We start from the raw sequence: 25,738 nt of genomic DNA, 5'->3' as shown, positions 1-25,738 counted from the left end.
CACAATCCGGGACGGTTTCCACACAATTTGACGTGCACAGCTGGAACTGGTAGGCTGTACTGGGACCGGTGTACTCCACAGAAAGTATTTATAGTGGCTCTCGGCACAACGTGTCATGAATCTCCGATCGCTGGTCGGAAAGCCACACACTCGGTGAGACGGCCCGTGCGACAGCCCTTCCGGGGCCGTAGCGGGCTGTACTCCGGTGTGTGAACCCATGAACGACGACGAACTCCTCCGTCGAGAACTGCGCTGCGCTCGCGAAGAACTCGTCCGCAAACGCATACGACAGTCGGACGACCCGCCAGCATCGAATGGTCAGCTTCCGTTGATGTCGGAGTGGGACGAGGCGTTCCTTCGTCTCGCTTTGATGAGCGTCGAAGACCTCGAAACGCACATCGATCGACTCGAACGCGACCTCACCGACCTCAAAGCCGGTATCGACCGGCCGGACGTAGAGATTGAATGAGTGCGTCGAACACACATGAACCTCACTGAAAACACGATTTATCGACACGATGAGCTTGGGGAGGTACTCGTGCTCGGTGTCCACCACATCTTCGAAACGTACGATCTGGACTCAAGAGACGGTCGTCTCCGATCGAGAGTCGTCCGCTACACTGCGGAATGGGACGATTACGGTCCGATGCCCTCCAGTGTCCGTACCACGCCGGTCGATGAGTTTCAGACGGCCATCGGCGACGCCGTTCGAACGTGGGAGGGTCTTGAGTGGCCACCGAACGGTGATACTTGATCCCCCAAAACACTCTACCACTAGCCGATGAAAGTATACCCGAAGATCCCACGATACGATCATCCCGTCGTCCCGGAGTCGTTCTTCGATGTTGAGGATTTGGTGGTCCTCGAGAAGTTCGACGGGAGCTCATTCCGATTTACGCTCTATGACGAGCGTCACGCGTCGTCCTACCCAGATCCTGTCATAAATGCCGCCGACGGGGACGGCAGCCTCGTCTTCGGAACGCGGCGCTCCATCATGTGCTGTCATCGTGATGATCTCGAGGACATTGACGGGGCGCTCCACCGCGCCGTTCGGTGTCTCCGCGACGGGATCGACGTGGACGCCCTCCGTCGAGCCCACGACGAACACGGTGGCCCACTCATCGTGTACGCAGAGAACTTGGTGTACTCGACGCTAGACTATGGATACACCGAACGCGACCTTCCCGCTCTCGTCGGCTTCGATGTCCTTCCGTACTCGTCTATCGACTCGATGACGCCACCAGGCAGTCCATACGCTGAAACCTTCGAGGGATTTCTCCCGACTGAGTCGGCTTGGGGCGTCTTCGACCGGATCCGATTCGGGAACGTGTCGCCTGATCGCGCGTTCGTTCCTGCAACGATCATCGGCAAGCCGACCGAGTTTGATCCAGAGACCTACACCGTTCCACAGTCGTCGCTTGCCGGCGATATCCGTGCGGAAGGCGTCGTCGTCCGTAGCGACAGCCAAGACCGCCGTGTGAAAGTGGTCCGCGACGCGTTCGAGGAGTTGAATCGCGAACAGTTCGGTCAAGACCCGGATGACGCAGAGACGGGTGCTGAACAGCTCGTCGCGATGTACTGTACGTCTGCCCGGATCCGCAAGACGGTTCGCTCGCTGGTTATCGAAGAAGGTCACGAGTTCGGCCTTCATCTCGTGGAAGATCTGTATCCCCGGGTCGTCGAAGACATCTGGGCCGAACACTGGTCCGAAATCATGCGACTTGAGTTCGAGTTCACGCCTGCGGACGTCTATCCACTCGTCGCCAAGCGGTGTGTCACAGAACTTCGAAAAATGGAGACGAACGCCGAACTGAACGACGCCGACCCGACGACGATTTGGCAACATCTCTCGTGAATTGCCGCGGGTTACGCCCCAAGGCACCCGCTTTGAACCGCCTGTAGACCTCCAACCTCTTGTGTTGGACACGGCCGATATGTTTGTCTCACCCACGGCATTTTGGCTATTGAGGTTGGCGACCAACTCTACTGACCGTTCCAAGACCGATATCTCTCTATTGAAGTTGTGCGACAGCCCTATGCCACGTTCAACGACGTGATCCACAGACCCCGATGGGTGTAACGGGCTCAAAATTCACGGCTGTCAATCGGGACGACCCTAAGTCCACGAAGGACGGTTAACTGGTGGTCGTCAGTTCGAATACTCTGATCGACTTTGTGAATACAAAGAGCGGTGTTTCTAGGAATTAACCCACCTCTGTCGGCGACAAATACCTACCGCAGCATCGGCAGCAGCGCATCGCTCTACCTCGAGTCATCAGGAGCAGTTTCCTGCTAAATCCCCGGACGGGGTGGTTACAGCAGCACCAGTTACCGACTGAGATAGTAGTTGTCGTCAAAGTAGTGAGTGCGCCGGGGGCTGTGAGAAAGACAGGAAGGACCCAACGAACAGCCGGATCGAAACGAATTGCCCACCCGGGATGAAGGGACACAGCCACCGGCGGCTGAAGCGCACTGAGCACCCCTCCTTTCAGATTGGGCCCGAACTGGCGATGGCCCGCAGTACTCCCCTATCACCATGACTCGACGGCGACACCAGTCGATGAGCGGCTGAATACAGTCGGCCCACAACCCCTAACCGAAGTCACGCACACTAAAGGGACACTACTGTTCACTACGAACCCGAAATACACCCCCCACTGCGGGTCAAGCCAACTGGACTGTCCTGAGACTCGGTAGTACGGGACCGAAGTCGTCATGCGTTCATTTGGACTGACGGTCCCACGCAAACACACCTGTTCTGCGACGATCCTCACCAGTCTCCATCTATCAGGGGAACTGGATTGATACGACGGGGACAGATGGGGCCGCAACTATCGGTCTCCGACGATTGTAGTGCGACACAAATCCACCAGTTGTCCTTGGCCTTCCGGCTGTCGGTCAGGACTTGACCCCAGTATCGACGCTGCTACCGCTGTCTCGCGACGTCGTCCGAGCGGCCACACTGCTTACTCTCCCATTCCGAGGTTATATCAGAAAATAGGTATATCTGGTTGGGGTGCGACCTACTGAGCATCCACTCTACCGTCTCGGTTGGGACCCAGTGTGCGGCCGCGTTTCGCCATCGATCGCTCTCTTTCCACAGCGGTCGCCAGTCAGGTGCGGATTCTTGGGTCCCCCCTGAGTTGGTAGTCGTACGCAGTGCGTTATCACCGCTGTATTTGGGAACCACATCTACTATATTAGTCGGGATCTGCTGCTGCTGTGTCGCCGCCTGAGTGCGATTTCTGGTGATGCTGGTGCGGTAAGCACGTACTGCCGCACAGGCTGCTGCTGCCGGTGGTGCGGTCCGACTACTGGCGGCTCTGTGGGAGTTACTATATATTGTTCACTGAGCCTCGAGACCCCGACGGAACCGGTCCGGGGGTGGGCCGCTCGTTCGGGGTTGCTGCTGGTCGCACACGGGTGCTGCTGGCGCTGCGTTTCCGTTTTAATTTTGTAACAGAAATCAGATATTTTGGGTAGCACCTCTGTCAGTTGCGTACGCGCTGACGGGGGTGACGGCTACCCTGACTCGGACGGCGGATACCGCCACTGACGCTGGTCGTTGATGTAATGGCTGATTCGATCGCGATCAAGATCGAACTCGAGCCCGTATGGATCAATCGTTCGCAGCCAGGTACAAAGCCGTGGAAACACTTGGTCGACCTCAAGCGGATCAGCGTCTGTTGGGACAGTGTACTCCTTGAGAAATCGGTCGACGACCGCCTCGATAACTGACGGCGATCTGTACCGTGGATTATCTTCTGTAACCCACGTTGGTCGGTGGTGGTACTCTTGGAATCCGCGGGTCGTTGGCGTCAGGATGGTTCCATGATACAGCCCGGTTGCGAGAAACGCCGGCGCAACGGGCGCTGGAAGTGGCGCCCACGACGCTGCGAGATCGTCTGCTGTTTGAAACTCCGTGCGATGGTCGCCGTCGGCATCACGGACGACGTACGCGTCGTCACCGCGGCGACTGGTCGGGAGCGAGGCGACGAGTGTCTCGGCTGTCCACGGCTGTACCCACTCCCTGAGCCGCTTTTCACCGCTGTACAACTCGAGCGCGCCGTCAGGCCGGAGCCACCACGTCGGCGGGCCAGCCGACCGCGGGAACACTACCATTGCTCCATCGGCCCTAATCGGCTCTGAGGCCGTATACAGCCGCACTCGCTCCGACGTTGGCTCGCGGAACGGCTGGGCCAGCAATCTGGCGGCGCGGTTAGCCGTCTCCTCAGTGTCGACGACGATGTACGCGGTCGTCTCCTTGCGAGCGGCGGCGCTGACAAGCGCAATAAGATCCCCGGCAGCGAGCGTCTCGTCAGTGCCGATACTGACTGGCCGTGCGAGGCCGGGGCGGACAAGTTCGACCGTGGCAGCGGGGAACCAGCTCGGATCTTGAAGCTTTCCTCGTGTGTGTAACCATGTGACTGCGGCTTCGGTGTGGTCGTCGCTGGCGTCGATATCGAGCGCGTCGAGTGGGTCGGTCGTTGGTGTCGTTCGATCGGCTGTTGCGCCAGGGGCCGTCCCCGGTGCCTCGCGAAGCACGGATTCAACACTGTAGCTGAACGGCTCCCAACCAGCGCGTCGTGGCCATCGATCCCGGTCGTAGTAGGCGGGCACGTGCGCGAGAAACGCTGGCAGCGTCTCGGCGTCGACTGTCAGCCACGGATCGACGTCGAGGGAGCTGTATGCGCGCTGTCGGGACTGGCTTACTGTTTGGTCTCGCGAGGCATCGAACGCCTCGGGGCTGCGGGCGAGTCGGCGGCGGCTGTCCGGTCGGTGGGTCTCGTCGCGCCCGAGTCCACGGAGTTTGTCGGTGTCGAGATACAGCCGCGGCGTCTCATGGGTTTCGCCGATCACGGGCGCATCTGCCGACACGCTCCACGTTACGTCAATCGGCAGGCGCCATGACGACGTGATTGCGTCATCGGTGAAATACGTCGCCGGGTCGATGGTGCCGTCATTGAGCGTGGCGGCGTAGTCGCTGTCGCTCACCCACTGGCGGTCGGGATCGTATATTGCTGCGCGGAGTGCTACCTCTCGATCGGTGCCCGCGTTTCGGACGAGAATCCGAATCACATGCGCGAGTTCGGTGTCGATGAGCGTCTCAAGATACTCTTGGAGTGCCGTTCGTGGCGGAGACAGCTCCGGGTCTCGGGCGGACTGAGCGCGGGTCGTTTCTGTAGCTGGTGTGTCCGGGCCGAGGAGACACGCCGTCAATGCGGGGACGGGCCCCAATTTCGTTGCGTCAACGATCTCAAACCCAATCTCTTGTGGGAGCTCATCTTGGGCGGCCCGGATGAGCGGGTAGTTCGCTTCGAGTGTTCGGTTCCCTGCCGCCAACAGCAGCTCTTGTGATTGTGCGCCGGTGTGGATGGTCACCTCGACAAGATCATCCGGTTGGCGGGTCGCGGTGTACACCGCCCGGGCGAGGTCATCACGCAGTGGTGTCGTGCGTCGCTCATCGGCAATATCGACACCCGGCCAGCGAAGTCGCAGGAAGCTTCGTTCTAACGACATAATTAAAAATCGGTGCCAGCGACTACAGCGAGAGGTCAGCGTCGACACCGGCGAGATGCGGTGAGACGAGTCCGCGGGGGAACACCCAGCTGTAGCCATCGAGCGCTCTCTTTCCGTCGGACGTGTCTTTTCGGTCGATGTCGGGTAATCCTCCACCGAATCTAGCCGTGTCCGGGGCGTCTTTGCTGGTACACCACCGGTAGACTCCCATCATTGTCGAATGACACTCATTCGTGGTGAGCTCGGTGTCAGGAGTCTCGGTGAGGAACGTGTCTTTGACCTCGCTTCCGAACTCCTTGTACCGGTCCATTTTACCCCCGGCGCGCTCCCACTCCGGCGTGGCTTCATATTCGACGAAGTCACCGCTGTCTTTGTGTTCCGCACCCGTCTCGTACATAATCGTCACGTACTGGAGGTAGCTGATGTCGATCGGGACGTGGGGCGTCGTGACCCGGCTCCACTCTCGTTTGAACGCCGTTCTGCTCTCGTAGGTCAGCGTCTCACCGTCGCGGGTGGTGACGATGTATTTGCCATCTTCTTTTTGTGCCGTCGCACAGCCGTGGTCGACCTCGGTGAGATCTGCCTCAGTCGGACACCGGCTGACGATCTCGCCGTCGATGACGTAGACGAGCATGCCGTCGGGCGTGATACATCATGTTGACTCCGATTCGGCTGTGACGAGCATTTTTCCGTCGATTTCGGGGATTGCGTCTCCCTGATACGTTTTGACGCCGTGTTCTGTTAGCCTCTTATACGTCGCATAGAGCATCTCATAGACGCGGTCAGCGGCCGATTCGCTTTTACAGACGAGGATGACGTGCCGGTCCGCAGCGATCGCACGTTCGACGTTCGTGAGGATGTTTGCCGGCTTGGTCTTGTTTTCGTACTCCGGTTCAACGTTGACCACGTCGCTGTCGACCTGCTTTTCGAGGGTATTAATGTAGTCCTCATCGGTGGTGAGTTCCTGATCCGGCAGCGAATCCCCGTCTTGTTCGACACGGCCGATCTCGTCGCCGCGGGCACGCGCAAATGTCATGAACCTGTCGCCGAGTTCCAGATGGCCATCAGTTCCATCGGTCTGGTGTCGCTGTTCAGCGTCGACGGTCGGTCCGGGCGTCTCCCAGTCTGTCTTGACATCGATATCGCGTACCGAACGCGGCGTGAACTCTGGCGCTTCTCGGACCGGCGAATACGTCCACGGATCGATGTCGTAGTAGTGTGCGTACCGTTTTGTGAAGTAGCTAATTGCCGCCGGCGGGATCCAGAATCGGCCGTAGTACCCGTGATCTTCTGCCGCTTGTTTCCAGCCTGTTGAGCCGTTGAGCAGTCGTCGGAAATCAGGATGGCCCAACACAATTTTTTTCAATTTCTCGATTTTGCGCCGGTGTTGGTATTTCGTATCGTACCGTTTTCGCATCGCATCTCTGATAGTGACCGTGTGGGCGGTCTGTCCGTTGACCTGCTGGTCGTATTTGATGTGAAGGTAGTCTTCGATGTCGATGTTGTAATTCGACGTGAGACCGATCGATTTAAACAGCCGACCGAAATCCTCGGATGCCCCCTCCTTGACGAGTCGGGCGAGTCCGCGATCCCCTTGGTATGTGTGGTTGGACGACAGTGCTGCGAGCCGAGATGTAATGTAGTTTTTCCCGCCATCGGGTTCAGCGATGAGCTGGTGAACGAACGGCTCACGCGCGTGCGTGAGTGCGTCGTATGTTTGCTCCATCATCTCCGCATTGACTTTGCCAACGCCAGCGAGTTCTTCGGCATCCTCGTTGACAAGCCGGCATGTGGCGGTCGGTCCACCGGTCGCGATCGGGTCAAGATCGAGATCGCCCACCTCGACATTGTACACGTCGGGGAAGCTATCGGCGATTTTCTCGTGGGCGACGTCGAGGACGTTTTGCAGCACCCGCTCGTCGAAGTCAGTGACGTCAGCCTGGATCGCGCGGCCATCGACGAAATGCGGACTGATATGGAACGCATGACACAGCACCGCCGCAGTATCCACATCTGTACGCGATACCGGCCGCGGGTACGTTAGTACTTCAATTGGCGCGTCTATCTTTTCGATGAGTTTTGTGATTGCCTCCGCGATTTCATCACCCGTCTCGTGTACGAGCTTGTCTCTGTATACGGGATCGACCGGTGGTGTTGTGTGAACCGTATCCTGTCTTACGCGCCCGCTTTGGAGTTCGCCGATCCACAGTTCCGGGCGCGTTTCATGCCGATTGAATAACTGTTCAACGGTACCCGTCGAGAGTGTTTGCTGGCTCATACGGGCCACCTCCACTGTGACGGAGAGTTGGTTCGTCGTGCCGTGGTGTGTCCACGACAGGTTGGTGGTTCGTACATCCTGCGCTGGGCACTGACGGGGGGATTATGAAAATCGATTTCTCGAATTCGAAAGTCGAATCTCCGAAAGATGTATATTGAATCAGGCAGTCGGTTCTCAAAACTGATATCTTCACCGAGGGTATCTTATTACCATCAGTGGGAACACACTCGCGATGGGTGCCGTCTCAGAGACGGGACGCGAGCGAGAGGACTGTCCCTCATCTGTCGAAGCGATACAAGCTGCTATCAGTCGTGACGACCGGATTGGATCTGATCAGCAACCGGTTTCTCGGGTGAAATCCCGGGCGAAAGAGATTGTTGAGATCATTTATTTTCCGGGCGACGACCGCAGTCGGGAGCCGACCGACCAGCAGGCACGAACAGTCTGTGTTCAGGAGTTGGCCGACTGCGAGGCGTTTGCTGTGACAGAAGACACGCTGCGTAGGGACTTGGATACACTCGCTGAGTACGGCTATCTTGATGCCGATACGACTGGACGACCGTACTGGTACACTATTGCTGACTCTTGGGTCAGTTCGACGACGACTGATGTCGCTGTCGAAGATTCTGGTGTTGATTTACAACAGCCGGAACTCGATGTTCCGACAGCGACCCACGAGGCTGATCACACAGAACCGGATAAACCAATTAAAAATTATCAGCGGGTTCTGACGTTGTTTACCGCGGCTTATGCGAATCTCACGTCCGCACAGCAGACTGCTGCTTCTCTTTTTGGAATTAGTGGGGTCGTGTTCGGGTTGCTTGGGGTGAGCCTCGTCGTTAGTGGACTGTCTGTTGAGCCCCAGCTTGCCGCTGTGAGCGACTCCAGTCTCCGCGCAGGTGTGGCATCTCTATTCGGGTGGGCTTGGCTCCATCTCGTTGGCCTGGTGAATGCTGTCTCGGAGGACGATGTCACCCTGAGCAATCCAGCATGGTGAATCGATTACCCTCCGCAAGACTAAGGTATTACGACTGGTATTACTACGTATGAGTAAGTCTACCCGTGTCACAGAGAAGGGCCAAGCGACGATCCCTCACGAACTCCGCGAGAAGTACGACCTAAATCCCGGTGACGAGGTCGTCTGGATGGACACTGATGAGGGGATCGTGGTGAAAAAGCGTACTCGTACCGGCGGACGCGGGATGCTCGTTCCTGACGACACCTCGGATGCGAAGCGCGAGGAGATCGCCGAGGAGTTGGGCCAGCGCGTCCGAGATCGCCGTGATCGGAACTACGAGGAAGCCTGAAATGGCAGCATACACTGCTGACGCCGTCTCGCTGCTAGTCTATCTCGTCGACGCGCTCCCGCGAGAGGCTGACCAGGTGTTCGCTGAAGCTGAAGCCGGGGAAACGGTCATCGAGACACCGAGTACGGCGATCGCTGAAGTGCTGTACTCGGTTTCCCGCGACAAGGACGTTCAGGGCATCTCTCTCACGGGGACACCGGAGGACGCCCGTCAAGCGCTGGTTGGAAACGGACCGATCTCGGTCGCGCCTGTCGGTGATGCGGAGCTGGCAGAATACGCCCAATTGCTTGGTGAGTTCAGCATCGACGACGGCCTGATCATCGCTAGTCACCGGGCACAGGAGACTGATGCGATCCTCACGACTGACGGTGTTATCGGTGACGCCGGTTACAAGACGATCTGGGACTGATTTTTCTCTTCCATCGTTTACCTGTGGGGACCGCACTCCCTGTGGACACCGTTGTGTCTGTAACGCGCGTCCTGGAAGCAGGAAGCCCCACCCTCAAGCGCGAGGACGTCAGCCCGAGCGGTAGGATGGAGTAATGCACCGGGGAGTGGCCTCTTCAGCGTCCACCCCTACCCGAACTCGTAGTCGCTATCGTGGGCGTCGACGTACGCGTCGTTCCCTGTTCGATCCGGCACGTAACAGGGGCCGCTATCAACTTGGTGGAAGACGGGAGCTTCAATATCCAGTCCACTTCGACGGCAGAGCAGAAGCGGCAACCGGTCACGCACGTCTCGGACGATCGGTTCTCGCCGCGCGTTGAGCGTTCCACTCGGAGGCCGGCGTTTGGTGAGCGGTGGGAGTTGGTCTTTGTCGAGATCCTGCTCGGTAATAATCCGCACGTCGAGCAATTGCGCTAACTGCCACGCACTCTCAGTTACGCGGCGCGCGACAGCGAGGACGGGCATTGCTCGCGTGAGCGCGGCCCGCAGCGCGACTGCTTCGACGGCGTCCCGCTGGACCGGGGTTTGATGCCAGTCTTTACACTCGACGACGAGGAAATCGTCAGGATCACAACGGAGCTCGTCTCGGCGGGCGATCACGTCGGTTTCGAGCCCGAAGCAGTACTCGTTGCGGGCTGTGGAGTACCCCCACTGCTCGAGTGTCTCGGCGACCCGCGTCTCGAGCCAGCGGCCGTTGGTTGGATCGTGGTCCGGTTCCTCGCCGTCTGGGGTGCCCACGGTGTCAATTTCGTCCGTAAAATCGGGAATGTCGTTACTCATCGGTTGGGTTCTCGATGGTGTCAGCGGCGTCTGCCTGCTGGGCTGCCTCTTCGAGGGCTATTGCGACCGTTTTGGCTTCTGTCGGCGTGAGTACGGCGAAGGTGACCTCACGGTCATCGCCGAAGCCAAGGAGGACACGCGATCCCTCGGTGACGTCGGTGCTGTCGGTGCTGACCTGGATACTCCCGTCCGTCGCTGTCGGGCGATCGCGTCTGATGACGGTCTCTAGGTCGAGTGTTTGGTCGCTCATTACTGCTCACCCCCGTTCGAGAGCCGTGTTTGTGGGGTCGCGACTGCTGTCGTCGGGTGTGGTGTCGGTGTCATGATGTCGGTTGGGTGGTCTCGGGTGTCTGGGACCTGGTTGGCGTGGCTGTTCGGCTGTCGGCTCTGGTTGGTGGTCGTCATCGGACGTGTGGTGTAATCGGTGTCGCCGCCGGGTTCGGTGGGAATCGCAATCGGTGGCTGTCTGTCCCATCTACCGCGATTGCCTCTCTCCGTGTAGTCAGGAGGCGGGCTGTTCGGCCCGGCGGGTATGGTTGACTGTCGGTGCGTTACCAGCGGCGGCGCGGGCTGATCGCTGCTCGCCGGGAGCCACGCCGTCACAGGGGGTGTCTTCGGGGATGGTGTCGGAGTCGTCGTGGCCCACCGCCGGTGGCCCCCCTGCTGGACGGGCGTGACGCGGTCCAGATCGCGAACATCGCTCAGGCGACGGTCATAGCTGCTCGCGGAGATCTCTGCTTGCTCGATGAGCTCCGAGCGGCCGAGTGGTTCGTCGGCTCGCAGCAGGGCGGCGTACAGCTTCGTCGCTGTCGGCGTGAGCTCGGGCCGGAAGCGCTCCGGTGAGAGTGTGGCCGCTGCGCGCTCGACTGCGCCCAGCGTCGGCGTTTGAGACTCGTTCAGCGCTCTCAAGAGGCTCACCACGACGTCGTACGGACACGCTTGGTTGGTGCCCGCCGGGCTGAACGAGCGTAGACAGCGCCGCACGAGCCGCTGGCGCTCGCGGGGTGTCCACTGGGTGTCGTGGGTCATCGCGACCTCGTCGATCACCCGCCGGATGGCGGGGTAGGTCGTCCCGTCGACGACCGGGATTTCGAGTGTCGGTGCGGGTTCAGTGCCGTCGGCGATCGCTTCCCGGACGGTCGTGAGTTCGCTTGCGAGGGCGGCAGTGATGTCGTCGTGGAGTTCCGTGATCGTCGGGCCGGCAACCACCCACGACATGGTGAGATCCATCCTCGCGTCGTGGTCCGCTTCGGCGGGGAGTCGCCGGCACAGCTTTGCGGGCCGGTCTTCGAACAGCATGCGGTAGCCCGAGTGAATTCCGTAGACGGACTGTTTAGGGGCCGTCTTGGCGAGGAACCCACAGAGGTCCTGTCGTTGGGTGGTGTTGCGTGCGAGGGCGTCGGTATCGGGCACTCTGATGGTAGTCGTGAGATCGATACCGGCTGCGTGATACAGCTGGGTCGCTGAGGCGATCAGGCCGTGGAGATCTTCGAAGAGGTTGGCGCGGGCGGCGGTGTCGTCGCTGTCTGTGAGTTCGGCGACTTGTGCGAGGAGTTGGTCTCGAACCGTTGTGATTCGCTCACGCCACGCTCCGTAGGTGGTTTCTGAATCGCTGTACCAGCCCACTTGGTGACCACGCCGGAGGATACGGTCTACGGGATACGCCTGGGTGTCGTCGTCGATCGCTTCGAATTCGTGGCCGAGCCGTGAGGGAGTGAGGATTTTGGAGAGGGATTTCTCGCTCAGTAAGGTGCTTGCGAGACGTCCCAGGGTGGCGAGGGGCCCACCCCACTGGAGCACAACGAGGGTTTCACCATCGGTGTGACTGAGGTACGCGACACGGCCGTCGTCGAACGAGTGGAGTTGGTCGTCGACGAGGGTGATAGCATCGTCATGGGAAACGGTGCTGAATCGCTCGTGAAGGTTGCTTGGGGCGTTCTCAGCAGTATTGAGCCACTGGACGTAGTCGGCGTCTGCGTCGGGGTCGCCGGTTGCCGCCACCCACTCGTCGGGAGTGGGTGTCTCCCTACCTGCCCGGCGGGGCGACACTGTACTTGTAGATTCCTGAGGGGTCGCAGTAAGACTCTCATCGAGCCGGCGCTGATTCGGGTGGACGAGGTCGTAGGTGTCGTCGAGACACTGCTGGACGGCTCGCTCTCCGAGCTCGGTGAGTTGGACGGTGTTATATTGGCCACGGCGGTCGATCGTGACTAACTCACGGTCTTCGAGATCGAGGACGTATCTGCTAATGGTGCCTTCAGCGACATCGATCGCGTGGTCGTTGGTGAGATCGCGGTAGCTCCGGGCGTACTCAGGGTTGAGGTTCCCGAGGAGCCGGCGTTTCCCAGGTTCGGTGTCGAGATCACGGATGGCCTCCCACGCGGCCGCGGCAGTCTGGGAGGCGTGGTCGGTGTGGGGGGACCGATCCCGGCTGCCAGTAAGATCGAGGTGACACCCGGTCCAGTTGGGATACCGCTTCGAGAGATGTCGGTGGACTTTGGGGGAAGCGACGAGTCTGACGTCGAACCCGTCGGCGAGGACGGCGATCGCCGCGAGTGCGCGGACGCCCGTGCGGCGGTCTGTAAGAGAGGTCCAAGCGTCGCCGTCCAACAGGAGCGTGAGGGCGGTAGGTTGGGCGTCGAGCTCGCGATGGAGTGCGACTGGTCCTTTCGCGAGTGCCCCGAGGTCGGCGTTGACTGGACCACGGCCCGTCCCGATGCTGGTGACTGTGTCGGTGAGATTAGTGTACCGCTGTTGGTGGTACGGACTGAGCGTGCTGGTGGGTTCATCTCCATAGATGAGCGCAAGTGTCGTGATGGCGCGCGTGTACGCGACGGCTTCAGCGACGTCGTCGGTCCACGGGTCCTCGGTCTGTTGCCACGCTGGCAGAATTTTGGCGAGGAGCTGTGAGCTCGTCCGCCACGGATCGGTGGTGGCGTACTCGCGGACGGTTCGCTCGGTGCGTGGCCGGAGTTTGGCGAGGAGGTCCGGTATCCACTCGGTCAGCCGGGGCGAGACTGCTGGACAGGTGATCCCCTCAGTGGAGATGTCTGTGGTGTGGCTGACAAGCCGGACCCCTCGCTTCCGGGCCGCGGGCTGGCGTGTTCCCACCGCCGATCACCTGCTGGTGGTGGGCTGGTGAGTCAGATCGGCCAGCATCACTCCGACCCCTCGCGTGGGGAGCCACCATCGGAGCGGGCGTGTTCTTGAACAGCGGTAAGAAGCGGGGTTGGCTCCTGCTGTGTTGGCTGGGTTGGCTCTCGTGGTGTTGGGGCGTCCGGGTGGACGTGTGGCTCAGCGGTTGTCGTGGGACTCGTGACGACCGGGGTCGGATCGAGGAGGACGAACGTTGTGGATTGTGTTCGGGTGTTTGAACACGTCCCGATGTGACCCGTAAGGATGTACTCGCGAACACCGCGGGTGAAGACGGTCGGGTGTTCGTGGCTATCTGAGCCGCACATGATGTAGCCGATCGCGTACGCGGGTTCGCCCGCCGCGCGGTAGGCGTAGGCGGTGATGTCGTCGCCTTCGTGGAGCGGTTGGCCGCAGACTTGGCAGATCGGGTTGCCGGTGCCGAGTGAGCTGCGTGTGAGTTTGGCGAGGTCTGCGGCTAGTGGGTCGTTGGAGCGCGTCATTCGTGGCCTCCCTCCGTGTTGTGGGTGGCAGTTTGCCACGCCTGTCGCGCGGAAAGTGCGCGGCGGGCCGATTCGGTGAGTCGGTATTGGGAACCGTGGGTGTGTTTGGTGACGAAGTCGCGTTCGATGAGCTCCTCGAGGATGGTACAGACGCGGGTGTGGTCGATGCCGTCAATGTAGTAGTCGGTGAGTGCGTGGTGTAGTGGGCCGCTCTCGCTGGGGCCGGTCTGTGAGAGTATCCACAGCAGGTCGCGGTGGGCGGCTGAGAGATCGGCAAGCGAAATGGCGTCGCTCTCGGTGGGACTAGACATTATGATCCTCCACGGTGTCCTTGTCGATGCTGCGTGTCGCAGCACACGGTGTACAGAGTGGGCCGTCGAAGGCAGCGTCGTAGCCGTCCGCTGGTTTGAGACACAAACTACAGCCGGAGTTGTTACTGTTCGATCCGTCAGTCGTCTCGCAGGGCTTAAGCCCTGCAGTTGCCAGTATCAGCATGGTTCTGTGGTACGACACAGAACCCGTCCTGGCCGGGTGTTCCAGCACCGCGGCCGGGGTTTCTACACTTTCTCACGAGCCGAGGGTTCGTCACTCGGGTTCCGTATAATAACGGTTAGCCTCTGGTAACATATATTTGACGGTATAGTTCGAAATGTGCTTTGTATAGCCTATAAGTGCTATTCGTCCGTACTATAGACTGTGATATTGGATATGTGCTCTATGAGGCACTCAGGCAAGTGGATGACTTCTCTTGACGATCGGATTTTGGAGTTCCTTCATGAGAATAAGCCGACAACACCTACGAAGATGACTACAGAGGCATCTCTACCTTACTCTAGACAGCATGTTGATCGAAGGTGTAAGAAATTGGATGAAGAAGGCCTCCTCGAAAGCTTAGGTAATGGTGTCTATATGATCTCTGAAGACGGTGAGGCATATCTCAAAGGACATCTGGACACTGAACATTGGAAGTATATTAATGAAGATGGTGAGGACGCACATGACGATCTAGCTGAAGATACTGGCATAGACAGGTGAACGGTATTTTTCTGAATCTGTGTGGATTACTCTGAGTTGGCAAATCACGCTTAACCAACACCTGGCCAATCTGAGAGCAGTTGTTGGTTAACAAGACGCGTGACTAACCCGAACCGGTACGTTTGTACGCGGGCGTCGGGTACGAGCCGGTAATGCGAATTCTCCGTGTCGCGCCGTGGATCTACCCCGACACGAAGGGCGGCGGGGATTACCACGTTCACGCGATGTCGCGAGACCAGGCCGCGATGGGCCACGACGTAACCGTGCTCACGACGCGTGAGGACGAGTCGTTGCCGCGGGTCGAGGAGACGGACGGGTACACGATCCTGCACGTCTCGCCGGGCGTGACGCTTCTCGGGAACGACGTCTCGCCCGCGGTGGCGCGGTACCTGTGGCACGCTGACGGCGAGGGCTTCGACGTGATCCACGCGCACTCGCACTGCTACTTCGTGACGAACCTCGCGGCGCTGAAAGCGCGGCTCGGGGACCTGCCGCTGGCGATCACCAACCACGGGCTGTACAGCCAGAACGCGCCGGAGCGGCTCTTCTCGGTGTACCTGAAGACGCTCGGCCGGTGGACGTTCGACCAGGCGGACGTGGTGTTCTGTTACACCGACATAGACAAAGAGCGCGTGCGGGACCTAGGTGTGAGTTCGCGGATCGAGGTCGTCTCGAACGGGATCGACACGGAGCGGTTCACGCCGGAGGGCTCCGAAAGCGATCTGATCGACGCGGAGGGGCCGGTCGTGTTGTTCGTCGGGCGGTTCGCGGAGGGGAAGCGGCCGTGGCTCGCGGTCGAGGCGTTCGCGGAGGTGATCGCGGAGTACCCGGACGCGGAACTGTACCTGTGTGGCGACGGGGCGTTACGCGGGGACCTGGAGGCGCAGGTGGCAGAGCTGGGGATCGAGGAGGCGGTGACGTTCCTCGGGCACGTGCCCTACGACCAGATGCCGAAGGTGTACCGGAGCGGGGACGTGCTGGTACTGCCGAGCCGGGCGGAGGGCGTGCCGCGGACGGTGTTGGAGGCGATGGCGAGCGGGCTGGAGATCGTCTGTTCGGACCTCTCGCAACTCAGCGAGTTGGACGATCCACACCTCCACTTGATCGAGACCGAGGACGAACACGAACTCGTGAAACAGCTCGTGTCTTCGATCGGCGATCCGACTTATGAAGTGAGTCTTACCGGGTCGTGTAGTTGGGCACGAACGGTTACTCAGACGACTACGTCACTAGAGGAACTCGCTGATTAGACGTATCCGAGATCTTCGAGTCTCGACTTCACTTCCTCGTGTTCCTCTTCCTGCTCCTCGCGATCACCCTTCGAGATCGATCGTCGTTCGTAGTGTTCTAGCTCAAGGTACGGTACTGAGGTGAGACCTTTCGCTGGTAAGTTCGAGGGGTGTCCATAGATCTTCACCGGAAGTGGTGAGACGCGTTCTCCGAACAGATTTCCGTGATCGCTGGTGATCACCGTCTTCCCGTCGATCCGGTCAGTTAGCGCCATGACCTCGTTGAGTACGATCTCGAGGTTCTCCTCGTATGCCCTTCTGACCTCATCTTCTGAGACCTCCCCCGAAGACAACATCTCCCAGATGGACGGATGCTCTCGTTTTCGGAGTCCTCCCGTGAACGTGGCGTGCGTCTCCAGATCGCGTCCGGTAGGGCCGATGAAGGGATAGTGCGGCTGCATGTAGTGTACGATCAGCCGCTTGTCCGGATACTCCTCGAGGGCTTCTATTGCTGACTCGGTTACGCTTTGTGGTGGAACCGTTCGTAGTTCCTCGTCCCACGCGTCCTGCCAGACATGAACGACCTTATGGAACCTCGATTCACACTTGGTTACTTGAGGAGACGCGGTCACGTACACCGTGTCCGACTGGTCCCCAGTTAGATTTCTTGCCAGAAAGTCCGTCGTGTGGCTCGCATTCGAGGTTCCCTCCGTTGCTGACTCACTAAACGGATTGTACTCCTGGAACGTATCGTATCGGCACCCGTCGAGGATGATCAGATAGTCCCAATCAGTATCGACGTGGGATTCCTCGGGAAACGAACCAGACACGAAAGGACGGACGAGAGTCGCAGCAGCTTTTCGCTTGGCTGCTTCGGGGAACCTGATCGTTTTGCGAACTCGTTCAAACATTACGTCCGGATTCTCGTCACCATAATTAAAATGGAGGAATTTAATAGACATCTCGAGTCGGATCTGATTGTACTAATTGCTACTCTATTTTGACATTGATTCATTTCAAAAACTCATTTTCAGAAAGATAGAATCACTTAGCAATCTCAGTATACAATTCGTGATAAGCAAATGCTGTTTCTTTCAAGGAATATTCTGAAATCGCTCTTTGACGTAGCTTCTCACGCATTCTTTGAACACGTTCACTATCGATCTCAAAGCTGATCTCGATTAGCTGAGTCGCGATCGCGTTCGGATCATCATGTGGGACAAAAATCCCGTGTTCCCCAATAACTTCGCGGAAGACATCTATATCACTCGCGACCACAGGTAAACCACAACCCATCGCTTCCACGGCTGCTACGCAAAACCCTTCATACACTGATGGTGTGAGAAATATATCTGACTGGTGAAGTAGACTGTATATTTGCTCCCGTTCGGGAAGATAGCCCGTGAACGTCACTAGATCTGAAAGACCGAGTTGGGAAGAGAGATCTCTTAATTCCTTTTCGAGCGGTCCACTACTCGCGATGACGAAGTGAACGTTATCGGCTGCTGACCTTTGTTTCATTTGTCGAGCAGCTCTCAGAATATTCCTTTGGTTCTTTTGTTCCGTCATGACCCCTACATTTGTGATCAGCAGTTTGTTTGGAAGATCAACGGGGAGCTCATGATCCTTACTTTTGCTAATACGTTCGATATCAATTCCATTGTAAATGACTTCGTTGCGCTTTGAAAGCCATCGCTCGACTGGTCCCAGTGATGACAGAGTACTCTCCGAGTTGTAAACGTTCACTTGTGGTAACCAGAAGGTAGCCGTATTCACAAGCCGTTGTGGCAGAGAAAAATGTTGAATATCATTATGTTCTGTATTCACAACTGAGAGTTGATGTGATCTTCCAATGAGTCTCCCAATTGATCCAGTAAAATTGTGGTGTGGATGAATTATGTCATATTTCTTATCGTGTAGATGATCCCATAACCGTCGGTAGGGAGTGATATCGAAATTCCCAGATCCTCCGAAGAATATTATCGGTAGCTCCATCTCTTGGACATCTGGATCGAGTCTATTATTAGAATTTTCCATAAGAACGCCGACCGTAACGTTTGAAGAAGTATACTCGTTGATAGCAGAAGCGATTTCAACTGGAATTGATGTTGATGAAATCGAATTGACGAGATATAGAACATCTGGCATTTTACTTAAGATATTCTGGTGGGTTAATAAAAATTCGCACTTTATAACTTTGATCACGACGATCTGTTTGTAGAGGATCAAACTGAAACACAGTACTTATGATTCAACACTTTATCGATGACCTTGTGGGAGTCACTTGGGAATCTCAACGACAAAAGATTGGTTCAATTTATCCACCACTATTATTGTTATTCTTATTTTGTTCTCTCATATTACAGAACACAACCATATCTACTAGGTCAGCGTATATAACTATAGCAATCGTATATGGTGTAATTTCGTTGTACTTCTCTATTTATATCCATCAAGTAAAGATTGTAAATAAGTTTTATATTCTTTGGTTTTTATTATTTGCGTCACTCATCCTTTTTCGAACACTATTTAATCCAGTTCTTGGTGACGTAGTTCGTCTTCTGGCTTTACTCACTTTTACGACTGCGAATCTAATTATTCTTCCTCAGGTCTTCAGTTTTCGTCAATTCTGTCTTATTGGTAGCCGACTCGGTGCCTTTCTAGTTGTGCTAGGATTTCTTCCATATTTTGGACTTTCCTTCGGTATTGGATTCATAGATGTGTCCCTATGGGGCAGTCAACTGTATTGGTATCCAAGTTTACAACCTATGATGAGTGTGTTTGTCAATCCGAATCAGCTCGGTTCTTTTGCTCTCTTCGCGACTATCGCTTCACTATACGAATGGAAGACTGATCGCAGTTCGTACACGACCCTTATATTGGTCCTGAATCTTTTGGGACTAGCGTTCTCAAATTATAGGACAGGATGGATTGCGTTATTGGCGGCACTAGCTATCTATGTTGTATACACAAAACTAGGTAGAGAGTTTATGACCCTCGCAGTAATCAGTGGCTTTTCCAGTCTACTCATTGCCTTTTTAATGATGTTTAACGTATTCCCTGGTCCGGAATTCCTCACAGAAGTTTCGCTTAATAATCGTCGGGAACTTTGGACAACAAGTATTTTAGCACTACAGGAGCGGCCATTTTTCGGATATAATTTCACAGGAGTAGTTGACATCGTGGGTAATCCTCACAATTCATATTTACGGATGTTCTCCGCGTTTGGTCTCTTTGGTGGGTGCCTTTATTCCATACTGTCACTCGGAATTCCCATCAGTGCTACTCGACAGGCTACCACCGATTCGCAAGTTATACTTGCGATGTTGCTTGTCTCATTTGTATTTGTTCAAATATTTAATTCTCTTTCATTCGTGGGAGTAGCAATGCGCTCTTCGATCATCGCTTTACTAATGGGATACTCCATTACGGCTACTCATCCGGATTGATAACCTGAGATCATATTTCATTTTGAATTTTTGAGATGTGACAAAATTAGTCCCATCTATCATGTTAACCCCGATATCCGAGGTCTTTGAGTCTCTCCGTAACTCTGTCTGTGTCAATTTCTTTACTTATCTCGTTGGTCACTCCTGTTCGAATTTGTCGCCGTTCCCCCTGAACAACCTCCAACCAGGGAATACGCGTAACTGGTTCCTCATATAATCCTCTAGGATGACCGTACTCTCGGATAGGTATCGGTGACGCGTGTTCACCGACGTAGTTCCCGTGATCAGAGGTAATAACCGTTTTTCCCAGTATCTCGGTAAGCAGGTCCTCAACGTGTTTCAATACGTACTCGAGATTCGCAGTGTATACATCCCACAGCTCTGATCGAGTCTGGTCGAGTTCACCCGTGAACTTCTGTGCCCAGACGTTTTCTCCGGTCGCTTCGTCCTCACCGCTTTCGATAGATGCCAAGTGCTCCTTATCGAACTCCGTATCGGACGAAACGAACGGATAGTGTGGTTGCATGTAGTGGACCACTATACGCTTCTGTGGGAACTGCTCGTGTGCCGTTATCGCGGTCTCAGTCATCGTATCAGCGAGTACGGTTCCGGTGTCTTCGTCCCAACCCTCGTCGAGCCAGACGTTGATCACCTCGTGAAAGTCGACATCCCAGTTCTCACGGTTGCGTTCGAGTTGGGGATTTGCCGTAACGTAAACCGTATCGCGTAGATCGCGACCGTCGACGTTTGTGCGGAGCCACTCGGATGTCGATGATCCTTTGGATTCCCTCGCTGTGAGCTCCCCTTCGATGTGATTCATTTCCTCGAACATGTCGTATCGACAAGCGTCGAGAACGACGAGTGTGTCCCAGTCCTCGTCGAATACGTCTATGCCGGCTGTGTTCTCTGATCGAAGTCCTCCACGACGGTGATACGCACGATTCAATCCCCGGAGAAAGAGCTTTGGGCTTTTGAATGCCCTTATTAACCGATCTTTTGAATCCATTTGTCACTCGCTGATATCTCGGGATTCGGCTTGAGATATATAACCTTCGTGGACTTTGAACTAGGTAAGATCTCCCATAGATGATCTCACAATTCCAGACCAGGAACCTCCGCTGAATTCAAATCCAGTTCAGAGCAATCACTCTGCCGCAATTGTACGGCACGTTTCAATGCTGTGACTCTGTTAACGATGTTTGGATGAGTATACGAGAGTCCCAGCAAAATCCGGCGGCGTACCGTTGGGTCCAACGAAACAGAATCTCGCAAATGTTGCCGGGCTGTCTTCAGATCTCCTCCTTTGAGATACGCTCTCCCAACCCGCTCAGCGACCTCCGCTCTGGCCAGATCCCACAATCCTCTCTCGCGTATTCGAGCCTTATGCTTGTCTAGGATCGTTTCGTTGTCATTTTTTGATGACTCAGGAGAACTCGACATGCTCTCATGGATCGTTCGAAAACAGAGATAGTCCTCAACAGCTCCAACCCGCCAATTCTGACATAACCGCATATAGAAATCCCAATCCTGTTTTGTGGGCAAGGATTCATCGAAGGCTCCAACATCGTTGATCGCTTTGCGCCGGACGAGAACCCGTGATGGTGTCCCGATCGAATTCCCGATCAGTAGTTCTTCAGAGCAATCTCCGTCCGGGGCACTGGTTTCACAGTAAATAATCTCATTATCCGGTGAGATCGATGCTACTAGACAAGTAACGAGTCCGACCTGTTTGTCTTTTTTGATTGCCTCCACTTGGCGAGCAATTTTCGTCTTGTGCCAGCGATCGTCGTCATCGAGAAATGCGATGTATTCGCCATTGGCGTTTCGAATCCCTGTGTTTCGGGCTGCGGATAATCCTTTGTTGTCTTCATGACGAACACAGCTCACTGACTCAGAGAATTCAGAAACCATTTTGTCAGCATATAATTCTTTAGAGCCATCGTCGATAACAATTACTTCGATATCGTCGTACGTTTGTTCTACCGCAGTCTTTATTGAACCTGGAAGGAACTCAGGGCGTTCATAGGTTGGAATTACTACGGATACAGTTTGTGCCATGAATACGAATTACCTGTATTCTGGTGCCATTCAGAATTAATGTGACGATGAAGTTTTAATTCTCTACTAAGGGACAGATCGAGTGACTTCGTCTTGTTCTCGTAGAACTCGTTTGAAGTGACATTTGTCTGCATCTTGAATGATTCTCGATAACGAAACCACTTTAGAGTAACAGTTTCGTATATCAGGCTATGAGTATAGTCGGGTGGATTTCCAGATACGCTCCTCAGCCCGTGTTGGCTGTTTTACGACCGATCTATCGGAGATCTAGGGAACAGATTTTCAGTATTGCTGATTCGATGAAACTCGTTGATCCTAGTACAATCTACGAAGAAAATTATTATGCTAAGCGGCGAGAAGACCCATGGCGGTCTGATGCACATTCTGTATCGCGCGCGCTTCGTGAATACTTTGAACCCAATAGCGTTATTGACTTTGGATGTGCTATCGGAGCCCATCTTGAATTATTCTACGAAGAAAATATCGAGATCAAAGGTGTAGAGGGTAACTCAGATGCCTTCAAGTATGCCGTTGTACCGGTCGAACATCTCGTAGAGCATGACCTTCGGGAGCCGTACGATCCTGAACGCTCCTACGATATCGCATTCTGTTTTGAAGTTGCTGAACACCTCCCAGAGGAGTATGCGGACGTACTTGTAGATACCCTTACCAAGTCCAGCGATACGATAGTAATGACCGCTGCTCCTCCGGGGCAGGGTGGTACACACCATGTTAATGAACAACCACCAGAATACTGGTGCGATAAATTTGAGTCACGAGGATTTGAATATGATTCACAAGATGTCGAAACCCTTGTTAATCGAATTGAAGTTGAAGAGGCTATCTGGATTCAAGAGAATCTGATGGTTTTTCGTTCAGGAACAGACCTCTAACACTAAAATAACCTATTGTGTGTTTAATTGAATTACCTCCTAAGTACAGATCATAATGCCGGAGAACAATTTACTACTGTCGTACTACCTGACTTACATGGGGTGAATTTCAATTATGACTGACTACGGGTTTCGTGACATTCTAAAAAGTGCTTCTGTCGTCGGAGCAGGAATGATCTTCTCAAAGGGTATCAGCCTCTTTGCCGAAACCGTGGTCGCTAGAGAACTGGCCGCGTCAGAATTCGGCGCAGCAATCTTCGCATACACAATCTTACTCACGGTCGGCGGTATCGCGCTCATCGGGATTCCGGAAGGGTTCACATACTACCTTTCTATCTTAGACGAACGCGATGACACCGACACAGCGTTTCGGATCATTATCTCTGGAATTGTTATCCTTACTATTGTCATTGCCACCAGTTTTCTCACGATCTATATTATTCCATTCCCGTTCATCGAACGATTCGGAATCTCTCGGGAGCAGTGGCAGTGGATTAAGCTCTTGGCGCCTCTTGTCATCGCCTATCCCGTTACACAGATCTCTTTCGGGATCATGCGTGGATATGATCGTTCTGCCCCCAAAGTGCTCTCCGGCGATATATTGAACAAACTGATCGCGCTTGGCGCACTTGGTATCGCTATCTGGCAAAGTAGTGGGATATTGATTTTCTTATCCTTCTATCTGGGTCAGTATCTTTTGAGTGGTGTGTTTGCCGGTGGATATGTGATCTACCTTCTTAAGATGAAACTGACGAGAGTCACAAAACTCGACCAATTTAATCAGGACGCGCGTCGTCTCTTCTCTTATTCGTGGCCCCTAGCGTTCAAGAACGCGACCCGTCGTCTGCTCGGTAACACGGATATCGTGCTTGTTGGCGCTTTGTTGGCCTCCTCTGCCGTCGGCTACTATCGAGTCGGATATGTCATATCCCAACTTGGGATGATCACGTTGATCTCAATCACGTATCTGTATACTCCCCGTGTTGCCCGCCGCTACGACAACAACGATCACAAAGGAATGGAGCAACTGTATCGCCAAGCGACGAAGTGGAGTACACTTCTCACGCTTCCTTTAATTGTTCCTATGCTCTACTTTCCAGACGAGATCATCCAAATTCTGTTCGGTGCCGAGTACACGGCTGGTTCTGTCGTGTTAACCATCCTCGCAGCCGATATTCTATTTCGAGTTGGAATGGGTCCTGCCTCGGCTACTCTTCAGGCAATTGACCGGACGAGAGTTGATTTTGCTACCACAATTATAACAATGATATTAAATGCTGGAATGAGCTATATTCTTGTCTCGAATTTGGGTATTCTGGGCGCTGCTATTGGCACCTTTATCAGTATCTTATTTATGAATACGATTCAAGTTCTGCTAGTCTACCGATATACCACTCTTCACCCATACACTCTACGGTACGTAGCCGGTGTTTTCACACTTGTCACGGCTAGCATTCCGGTGTCTCTCTTAACAGAATTTGCTGTCGGTGACGCAGTAATCTTGTCCTTTGATATCCCTGCTATACCTTTCGTTTTTGTAGCTGTATTCTGTATTGTCGAATTGGTTATTATTTGGAATAGCGGTTTACTTTCACCTGATGAAAAAAAATCTATACTAAAAATTCTGCGCGACAATCGACTCCCCTTTATACGATAGTCTCATTAACAAAGTTACAACGATGGCTGATCGGGGCCCCTCGCGTACGATTCTGTTGACGATTGACGCGCTTCGCGCTGATCATCTATCCCAGTACGGGTACGAGCGAAACACGATGCCCGCACTAGATCGGCTTGCCGACAAAGCAACTCGTTACGAATCGGCCTTTGCTAATGGAACGAATACTGGCGTTTCACTTCCTTCCTTGCTGAGTTCACAGTATCACGGTCGTGACCCATGTATCAACGGACAGACGGTCGCTACAGTTCTTAGTAACGCCGGTGTTCGAACTGCTGGTTTTCATTCTAATACTCTCTTTGCTAATGCTGTCGGTGTACCTGATGGGTTCGACGATTTTCAAGACTTTGGCGTGCGTGAGAACGAGTCGAATGATAAGTACACCTCTCTCTCCCGTCAAATATATTTGAAAAGTGCTAATAAAATAAAACCGCTTGTTGAACGTCTTGGAGTCAAATCTTTCGCTAAGCGTGTTAAAAATTCACTTCTCCCTGATTCTGCGTTACATTCAATGAGTTATTACGTGAACGGTGAGAAATTAACTGATGCCGTTGTTGACTGGTTACAGAAACACTCAGACGAGTCGTTTTTTCTCTGGGTACACTACCTCGACCCTCATCGACCATATGGAATTGATCTTGATGATCCAGTATATGGTGAGCAAGTAAATCTGTCTGAGATACAAAATTTGATGTCAAAAGCAGGGATTCACCCGTCGTCTGTAACAGACGCGGAACGTAAACGTATGATTGATCTTTACGACTCTGACCTCCGATACACCTCGCAGGCAATCGCTCGCCTTTTCGACAAACTTGAGGAACTCAACATCTGGAATGATACTTCGTTGATATGTACTTCAGATCACGGGGAAGAATTTGGAGAGCATGAGAATTATTTCCATCGAAACGTTCCGTACGATGAGATTCTCCACGTGCCTCTATTCGTGAAAGCTCCAAGCTATACAAAGGATGTAGTTGCTGATCCACGAGAATTACTAGATATTGCGCCCACAATATGCGAAGTTATGAACATCGAAGAACAGATATTCCACGGTAGCCCCCTTTCCTGTGCTAACGATCGACAAGTAATCGCTACCGGCTCATTTGCTGAATCGGGCCCGGTTGTCGCTGGCCGGTGGGATGAATGGAAGTACATATTCACAGCTACTCACGAAGAACTCTATAATCTGCGGGACGATCCATCTGAACAGCAGAACCTCGTTGATGAACACCCCGAAGTTGTATCCCGTTATCGAAATTTGATCCCGGACTATTTATTTAAGAAATCTCAAAATTCGCCCGAGCAAACCGATAACGAGGCAGTAGAAGAACGATTGCGTGGATTAGGATATCTTGAATGAACGATAGAAATTCCTGATTATGTACTTTCCAGGATCTTGTTTGGGAATAATCTAAGTAACCGACTGATAAAC

The 25,738-nt window shown here is 54.5% G+C and carries 24 protein-coding genes; 12 read left to right on the top strand and 12 right to left on the bottom strand.

Translation table 11 applies throughout. The features are described from left to right. Positions 1 to 217 precede the first annotated feature (217 nt). Genes DJ81_RS10645 through DJ81_RS10640 form a run of 3 tightly spaced genes read left to right on the top strand, consistent with a single transcriptional unit; the run spans position 218 to position 1,855 of the window. The gene (locus DJ81_RS10645; RefSeq protein ID WP_094589654.1) at positions 218 to 469 is read left to right on the top strand and encodes a hypothetical protein; all 252 of its coding nucleotides are present in this window, start codon (positions 218 to 220) and stop codon (positions 467 to 469) included. 15 nt (positions 470 to 484) lie between these two features. Continuing rightward, positions 485 to 754: a hypothetical protein gene (locus DJ81_RS18815; protein WP_141212570.1), complete on the top strand. Its 270-nt coding sequence runs from the start codon at positions 485 to 487 to the stop codon at positions 752 to 754. 27 nt (positions 755 to 781) lie between these two features. After that, a complete protein-coding gene (locus tag DJ81_RS10640) occupies positions 782 to 1,855 on the top strand; it encodes an RNA ligase family protein (protein ID WP_094589652.1) in 1,074 nt (357 codons plus the stop codon). Between the two features lie 1,667 nt (positions 1,856 to 3,522). On the opposite strand, the gene DJ81_RS10635 is transcribed toward DJ81_RS10640, so the two are convergent. The 3 genes from DJ81_RS10635 to DJ81_RS10630 are packed head-to-tail and all read right to left on the bottom strand — an operon-like array spanning position 3,523 to position 7,798. After that, positions 3,523 to 5,520 (bottom strand): hypothetical protein, encoded by a 1,998-nt coding sequence (locus DJ81_RS10635; protein WP_249269120.1) that lies wholly within the window; start codon positions 5,518 to 5,520, stop codon positions 3,523 to 3,525. A gap of 22 nt (positions 5,521 to 5,542) precedes the next feature. Next, the gene (locus tag DJ81_RS19665; RefSeq protein WP_249269119.1) at positions 5,543 to 6,154 is read right to left on the bottom strand and encodes a hypothetical protein; all 612 of its coding nucleotides are present in this window, start codon (positions 6,152 to 6,154) and stop codon (positions 5,543 to 5,545) included. An 18-nt stretch (positions 6,155 to 6,172) separates the two neighbouring features. Beyond that, a complete protein-coding gene (locus tag DJ81_RS10630; protein ID WP_249269118.1) occupies positions 6,173 to 7,798 on the bottom strand; it encodes a hypothetical protein in 1,626 nt (541 codons plus the stop codon). A gap of 232 nt (positions 7,799 to 8,030) precedes the next feature. Between DJ81_RS10630 and DJ81_RS10625 the strand changes: the two genes are divergently transcribed. The 3 genes from DJ81_RS10625 to DJ81_RS10615 are packed head-to-tail and all read left to right on the top strand — an operon-like array spanning position 8,031 to position 9,514. Next, complete coding sequence (locus tag DJ81_RS10625) at positions 8,031 to 8,795, top strand: agmatinase (protein WP_249269117.1); 765 nt, start codon at positions 8,031 to 8,033, stop codon at positions 8,793 to 8,795. A gap of 49 nt (positions 8,796 to 8,844) precedes the next feature. Beyond that, complete coding sequence (locus tag DJ81_RS10620) at positions 8,845 to 9,105, top strand: AbrB/MazE/SpoVT family DNA-binding domain-containing protein (protein WP_094558200.1); 261 nt, start codon at positions 8,845 to 8,847, stop codon at positions 9,103 to 9,105. Position 9,106: 1 nt separating this feature from the next. Next, entirely contained in the window at positions 9,107 to 9,514 is a 408-nt protein-coding gene (locus tag DJ81_RS10615; RefSeq protein ID WP_094589648.1) for a hypothetical protein, read from the top strand. A 167-nt stretch (positions 9,515 to 9,681) separates the two neighbouring features. Here DJ81_RS10615 and DJ81_RS19215 read toward each other — a convergent pair whose 3' ends face one another. Genes DJ81_RS19215 through DJ81_RS10590 form a run of 5 tightly spaced genes read right to left on the bottom strand, consistent with a single transcriptional unit; the run spans position 9,682 to position 14,278 of the window. Then, complete coding sequence (locus DJ81_RS19215; RefSeq protein WP_170938299.1) at positions 9,682 to 10,332, bottom strand: restriction endonuclease; 651 nt, start codon at positions 10,330 to 10,332, stop codon at positions 9,682 to 9,684. Beyond that, positions 10,325 to 10,582 (bottom strand): hypothetical protein, encoded by a 258-nt coding sequence (locus DJ81_RS10605; RefSeq protein ID WP_094589646.1) that lies wholly within the window; start codon positions 10,580 to 10,582, stop codon positions 10,325 to 10,327. Before DJ81_RS10605 ends, DJ81_RS19215 begins: the two co-directional genes overlap by 8 nt. Further along, positions 10,582 to 13,443, bottom strand: coding sequence for a plasmid replication protein RepH (locus DJ81_RS10600; RefSeq protein ID WP_094589644.1), 2,862 nt, complete (start codon positions 13,441 to 13,443; stop codon positions 10,582 to 10,584). Before DJ81_RS10600 ends, DJ81_RS10605 begins: the two co-directional genes overlap by 1 nt. A gap of 47 nt (positions 13,444 to 13,490) precedes the next feature. After that, positions 13,491 to 13,967: a hypothetical protein gene (locus DJ81_RS10595; RefSeq protein ID WP_094589642.1), complete on the bottom strand. Its 477-nt coding sequence runs from the start codon at positions 13,965 to 13,967 to the stop codon at positions 13,491 to 13,493. After that, positions 13,964 to 14,278: a PadR family transcriptional regulator gene (locus DJ81_RS10590; RefSeq protein ID WP_094589640.1), complete on the bottom strand. Its 315-nt coding sequence runs from the start codon at positions 14,276 to 14,278 to the stop codon at positions 13,964 to 13,966. Before DJ81_RS10590 ends, DJ81_RS10595 begins: the two co-directional genes overlap by 4 nt. Positions 14,279 to 14,771: 493 nt before the next feature. Between DJ81_RS10590 and DJ81_RS10585 the strand changes: the two genes are divergently transcribed. Both DJ81_RS10585 and DJ81_RS10580 read left to right on the top strand, forming a co-directional pair. Continuing rightward, on the top strand, positions 14,772 to 15,002 hold the full coding sequence (locus DJ81_RS10585) for a MarR family transcriptional regulator (protein WP_321166812.1): 231 nt from the start codon (positions 14,772 to 14,774) through the stop codon (positions 15,000 to 15,002). A gap of 152 nt (positions 15,003 to 15,154) precedes the next feature. Next, the gene (locus tag DJ81_RS10580; protein WP_094589638.1) at positions 15,155 to 16,252 is read left to right on the top strand and encodes a glycosyltransferase; all 1,098 of its coding nucleotides are present in this window, start codon (positions 15,155 to 15,157) and stop codon (positions 16,250 to 16,252) included. Here DJ81_RS10580 and DJ81_RS10575 read toward each other — a convergent pair. Continuing rightward, on the bottom strand, positions 16,249 to 17,142 hold the full coding sequence (locus DJ81_RS10575; protein WP_094589636.1) for a hypothetical protein: 894 nt from the start codon (positions 17,140 to 17,142) through the stop codon (positions 16,249 to 16,251). The two genes, DJ81_RS10580 and DJ81_RS10575, sit on opposite strands and share 4 nt — an antisense overlap. A gap of 133 nt (positions 17,143 to 17,275) precedes the next feature. Further along, positions 17,276 to 18,379: a glycosyltransferase family 4 protein gene (locus DJ81_RS10570; RefSeq protein ID WP_094589634.1), complete on the bottom strand. Its 1,104-nt coding sequence runs from the start codon at positions 18,377 to 18,379 to the stop codon at positions 17,276 to 17,278. Positions 18,380 to 18,504: 125 nt separating this feature from the next. Between DJ81_RS10570 and DJ81_RS18810 the strand changes: the two genes are divergently transcribed. Next, positions 18,505 to 19,680, top strand: coding sequence for an O-antigen ligase (locus DJ81_RS18810; RefSeq protein ID WP_170938298.1), 1,176 nt, complete (start codon positions 18,505 to 18,507; stop codon positions 19,678 to 19,680). Between the two features lie 64 nt (positions 19,681 to 19,744). On the opposite strand, the gene DJ81_RS10565 is transcribed toward DJ81_RS18810, so the two are convergent. Both DJ81_RS10565 and DJ81_RS10560 read right to left on the bottom strand, forming a co-directional pair. Continuing rightward, the gene (locus DJ81_RS10565) at positions 19,745 to 20,686 is read right to left on the bottom strand and encodes a hypothetical protein (RefSeq protein ID WP_094589632.1); all 942 of its coding nucleotides are present in this window, start codon (positions 20,684 to 20,686) and stop codon (positions 19,745 to 19,747) included. An 86-nt stretch (positions 20,687 to 20,772) separates the two neighbouring features. Beyond that, a complete protein-coding gene (locus DJ81_RS10560; protein ID WP_094589630.1) occupies positions 20,773 to 21,738 on the bottom strand; it encodes a glycosyltransferase family A protein in 966 nt (321 codons plus the stop codon). A gap of 191 nt (positions 21,739 to 21,929) precedes the next feature. Between DJ81_RS10560 and DJ81_RS10555 the strand changes: the two genes are divergently transcribed. The 3 genes from DJ81_RS10555 (at position 21,930) to DJ81_RS10545 (ending at position 25,666) form a co-directional block, all read left to right on the top strand. Beyond that, complete coding sequence (locus DJ81_RS10555) at positions 21,930 to 22,631, top strand: methyltransferase domain-containing protein (protein ID WP_094589628.1); 702 nt, start codon at positions 21,930 to 21,932, stop codon at positions 22,629 to 22,631. Between the two features lie 115 nt (positions 22,632 to 22,746). Continuing rightward, positions 22,747 to 24,288: a flippase gene (locus DJ81_RS10550; RefSeq protein ID WP_094589626.1), complete on the top strand. Its 1,542-nt coding sequence runs from the start codon at positions 22,747 to 22,749 to the stop codon at positions 24,286 to 24,288. Positions 24,289 to 24,310: 22 nt separating this feature from the next. Continuing rightward, complete coding sequence (locus DJ81_RS10545; RefSeq protein ID WP_094589624.1) at positions 24,311 to 25,666, top strand: sulfatase; 1,356 nt, start codon at positions 24,311 to 24,313, stop codon at positions 25,664 to 25,666. The last annotated feature ends 72 nt before the right edge of the window (positions 25,667 to 25,738 follow it).

The organism is Halorubrum sp. Hd13 (assembly GCF_002252755.1).
Taxonomy (GTDB): Archaea; Halobacteriota; Halobacteria; order Halobacteriales; family Haloferacaceae; genus Halorubrum.
The sequence above is the reverse complement of the archived record's forward strand: the minus strand, read 5'-3'. Positions and strand labels throughout refer to the sequence as shown.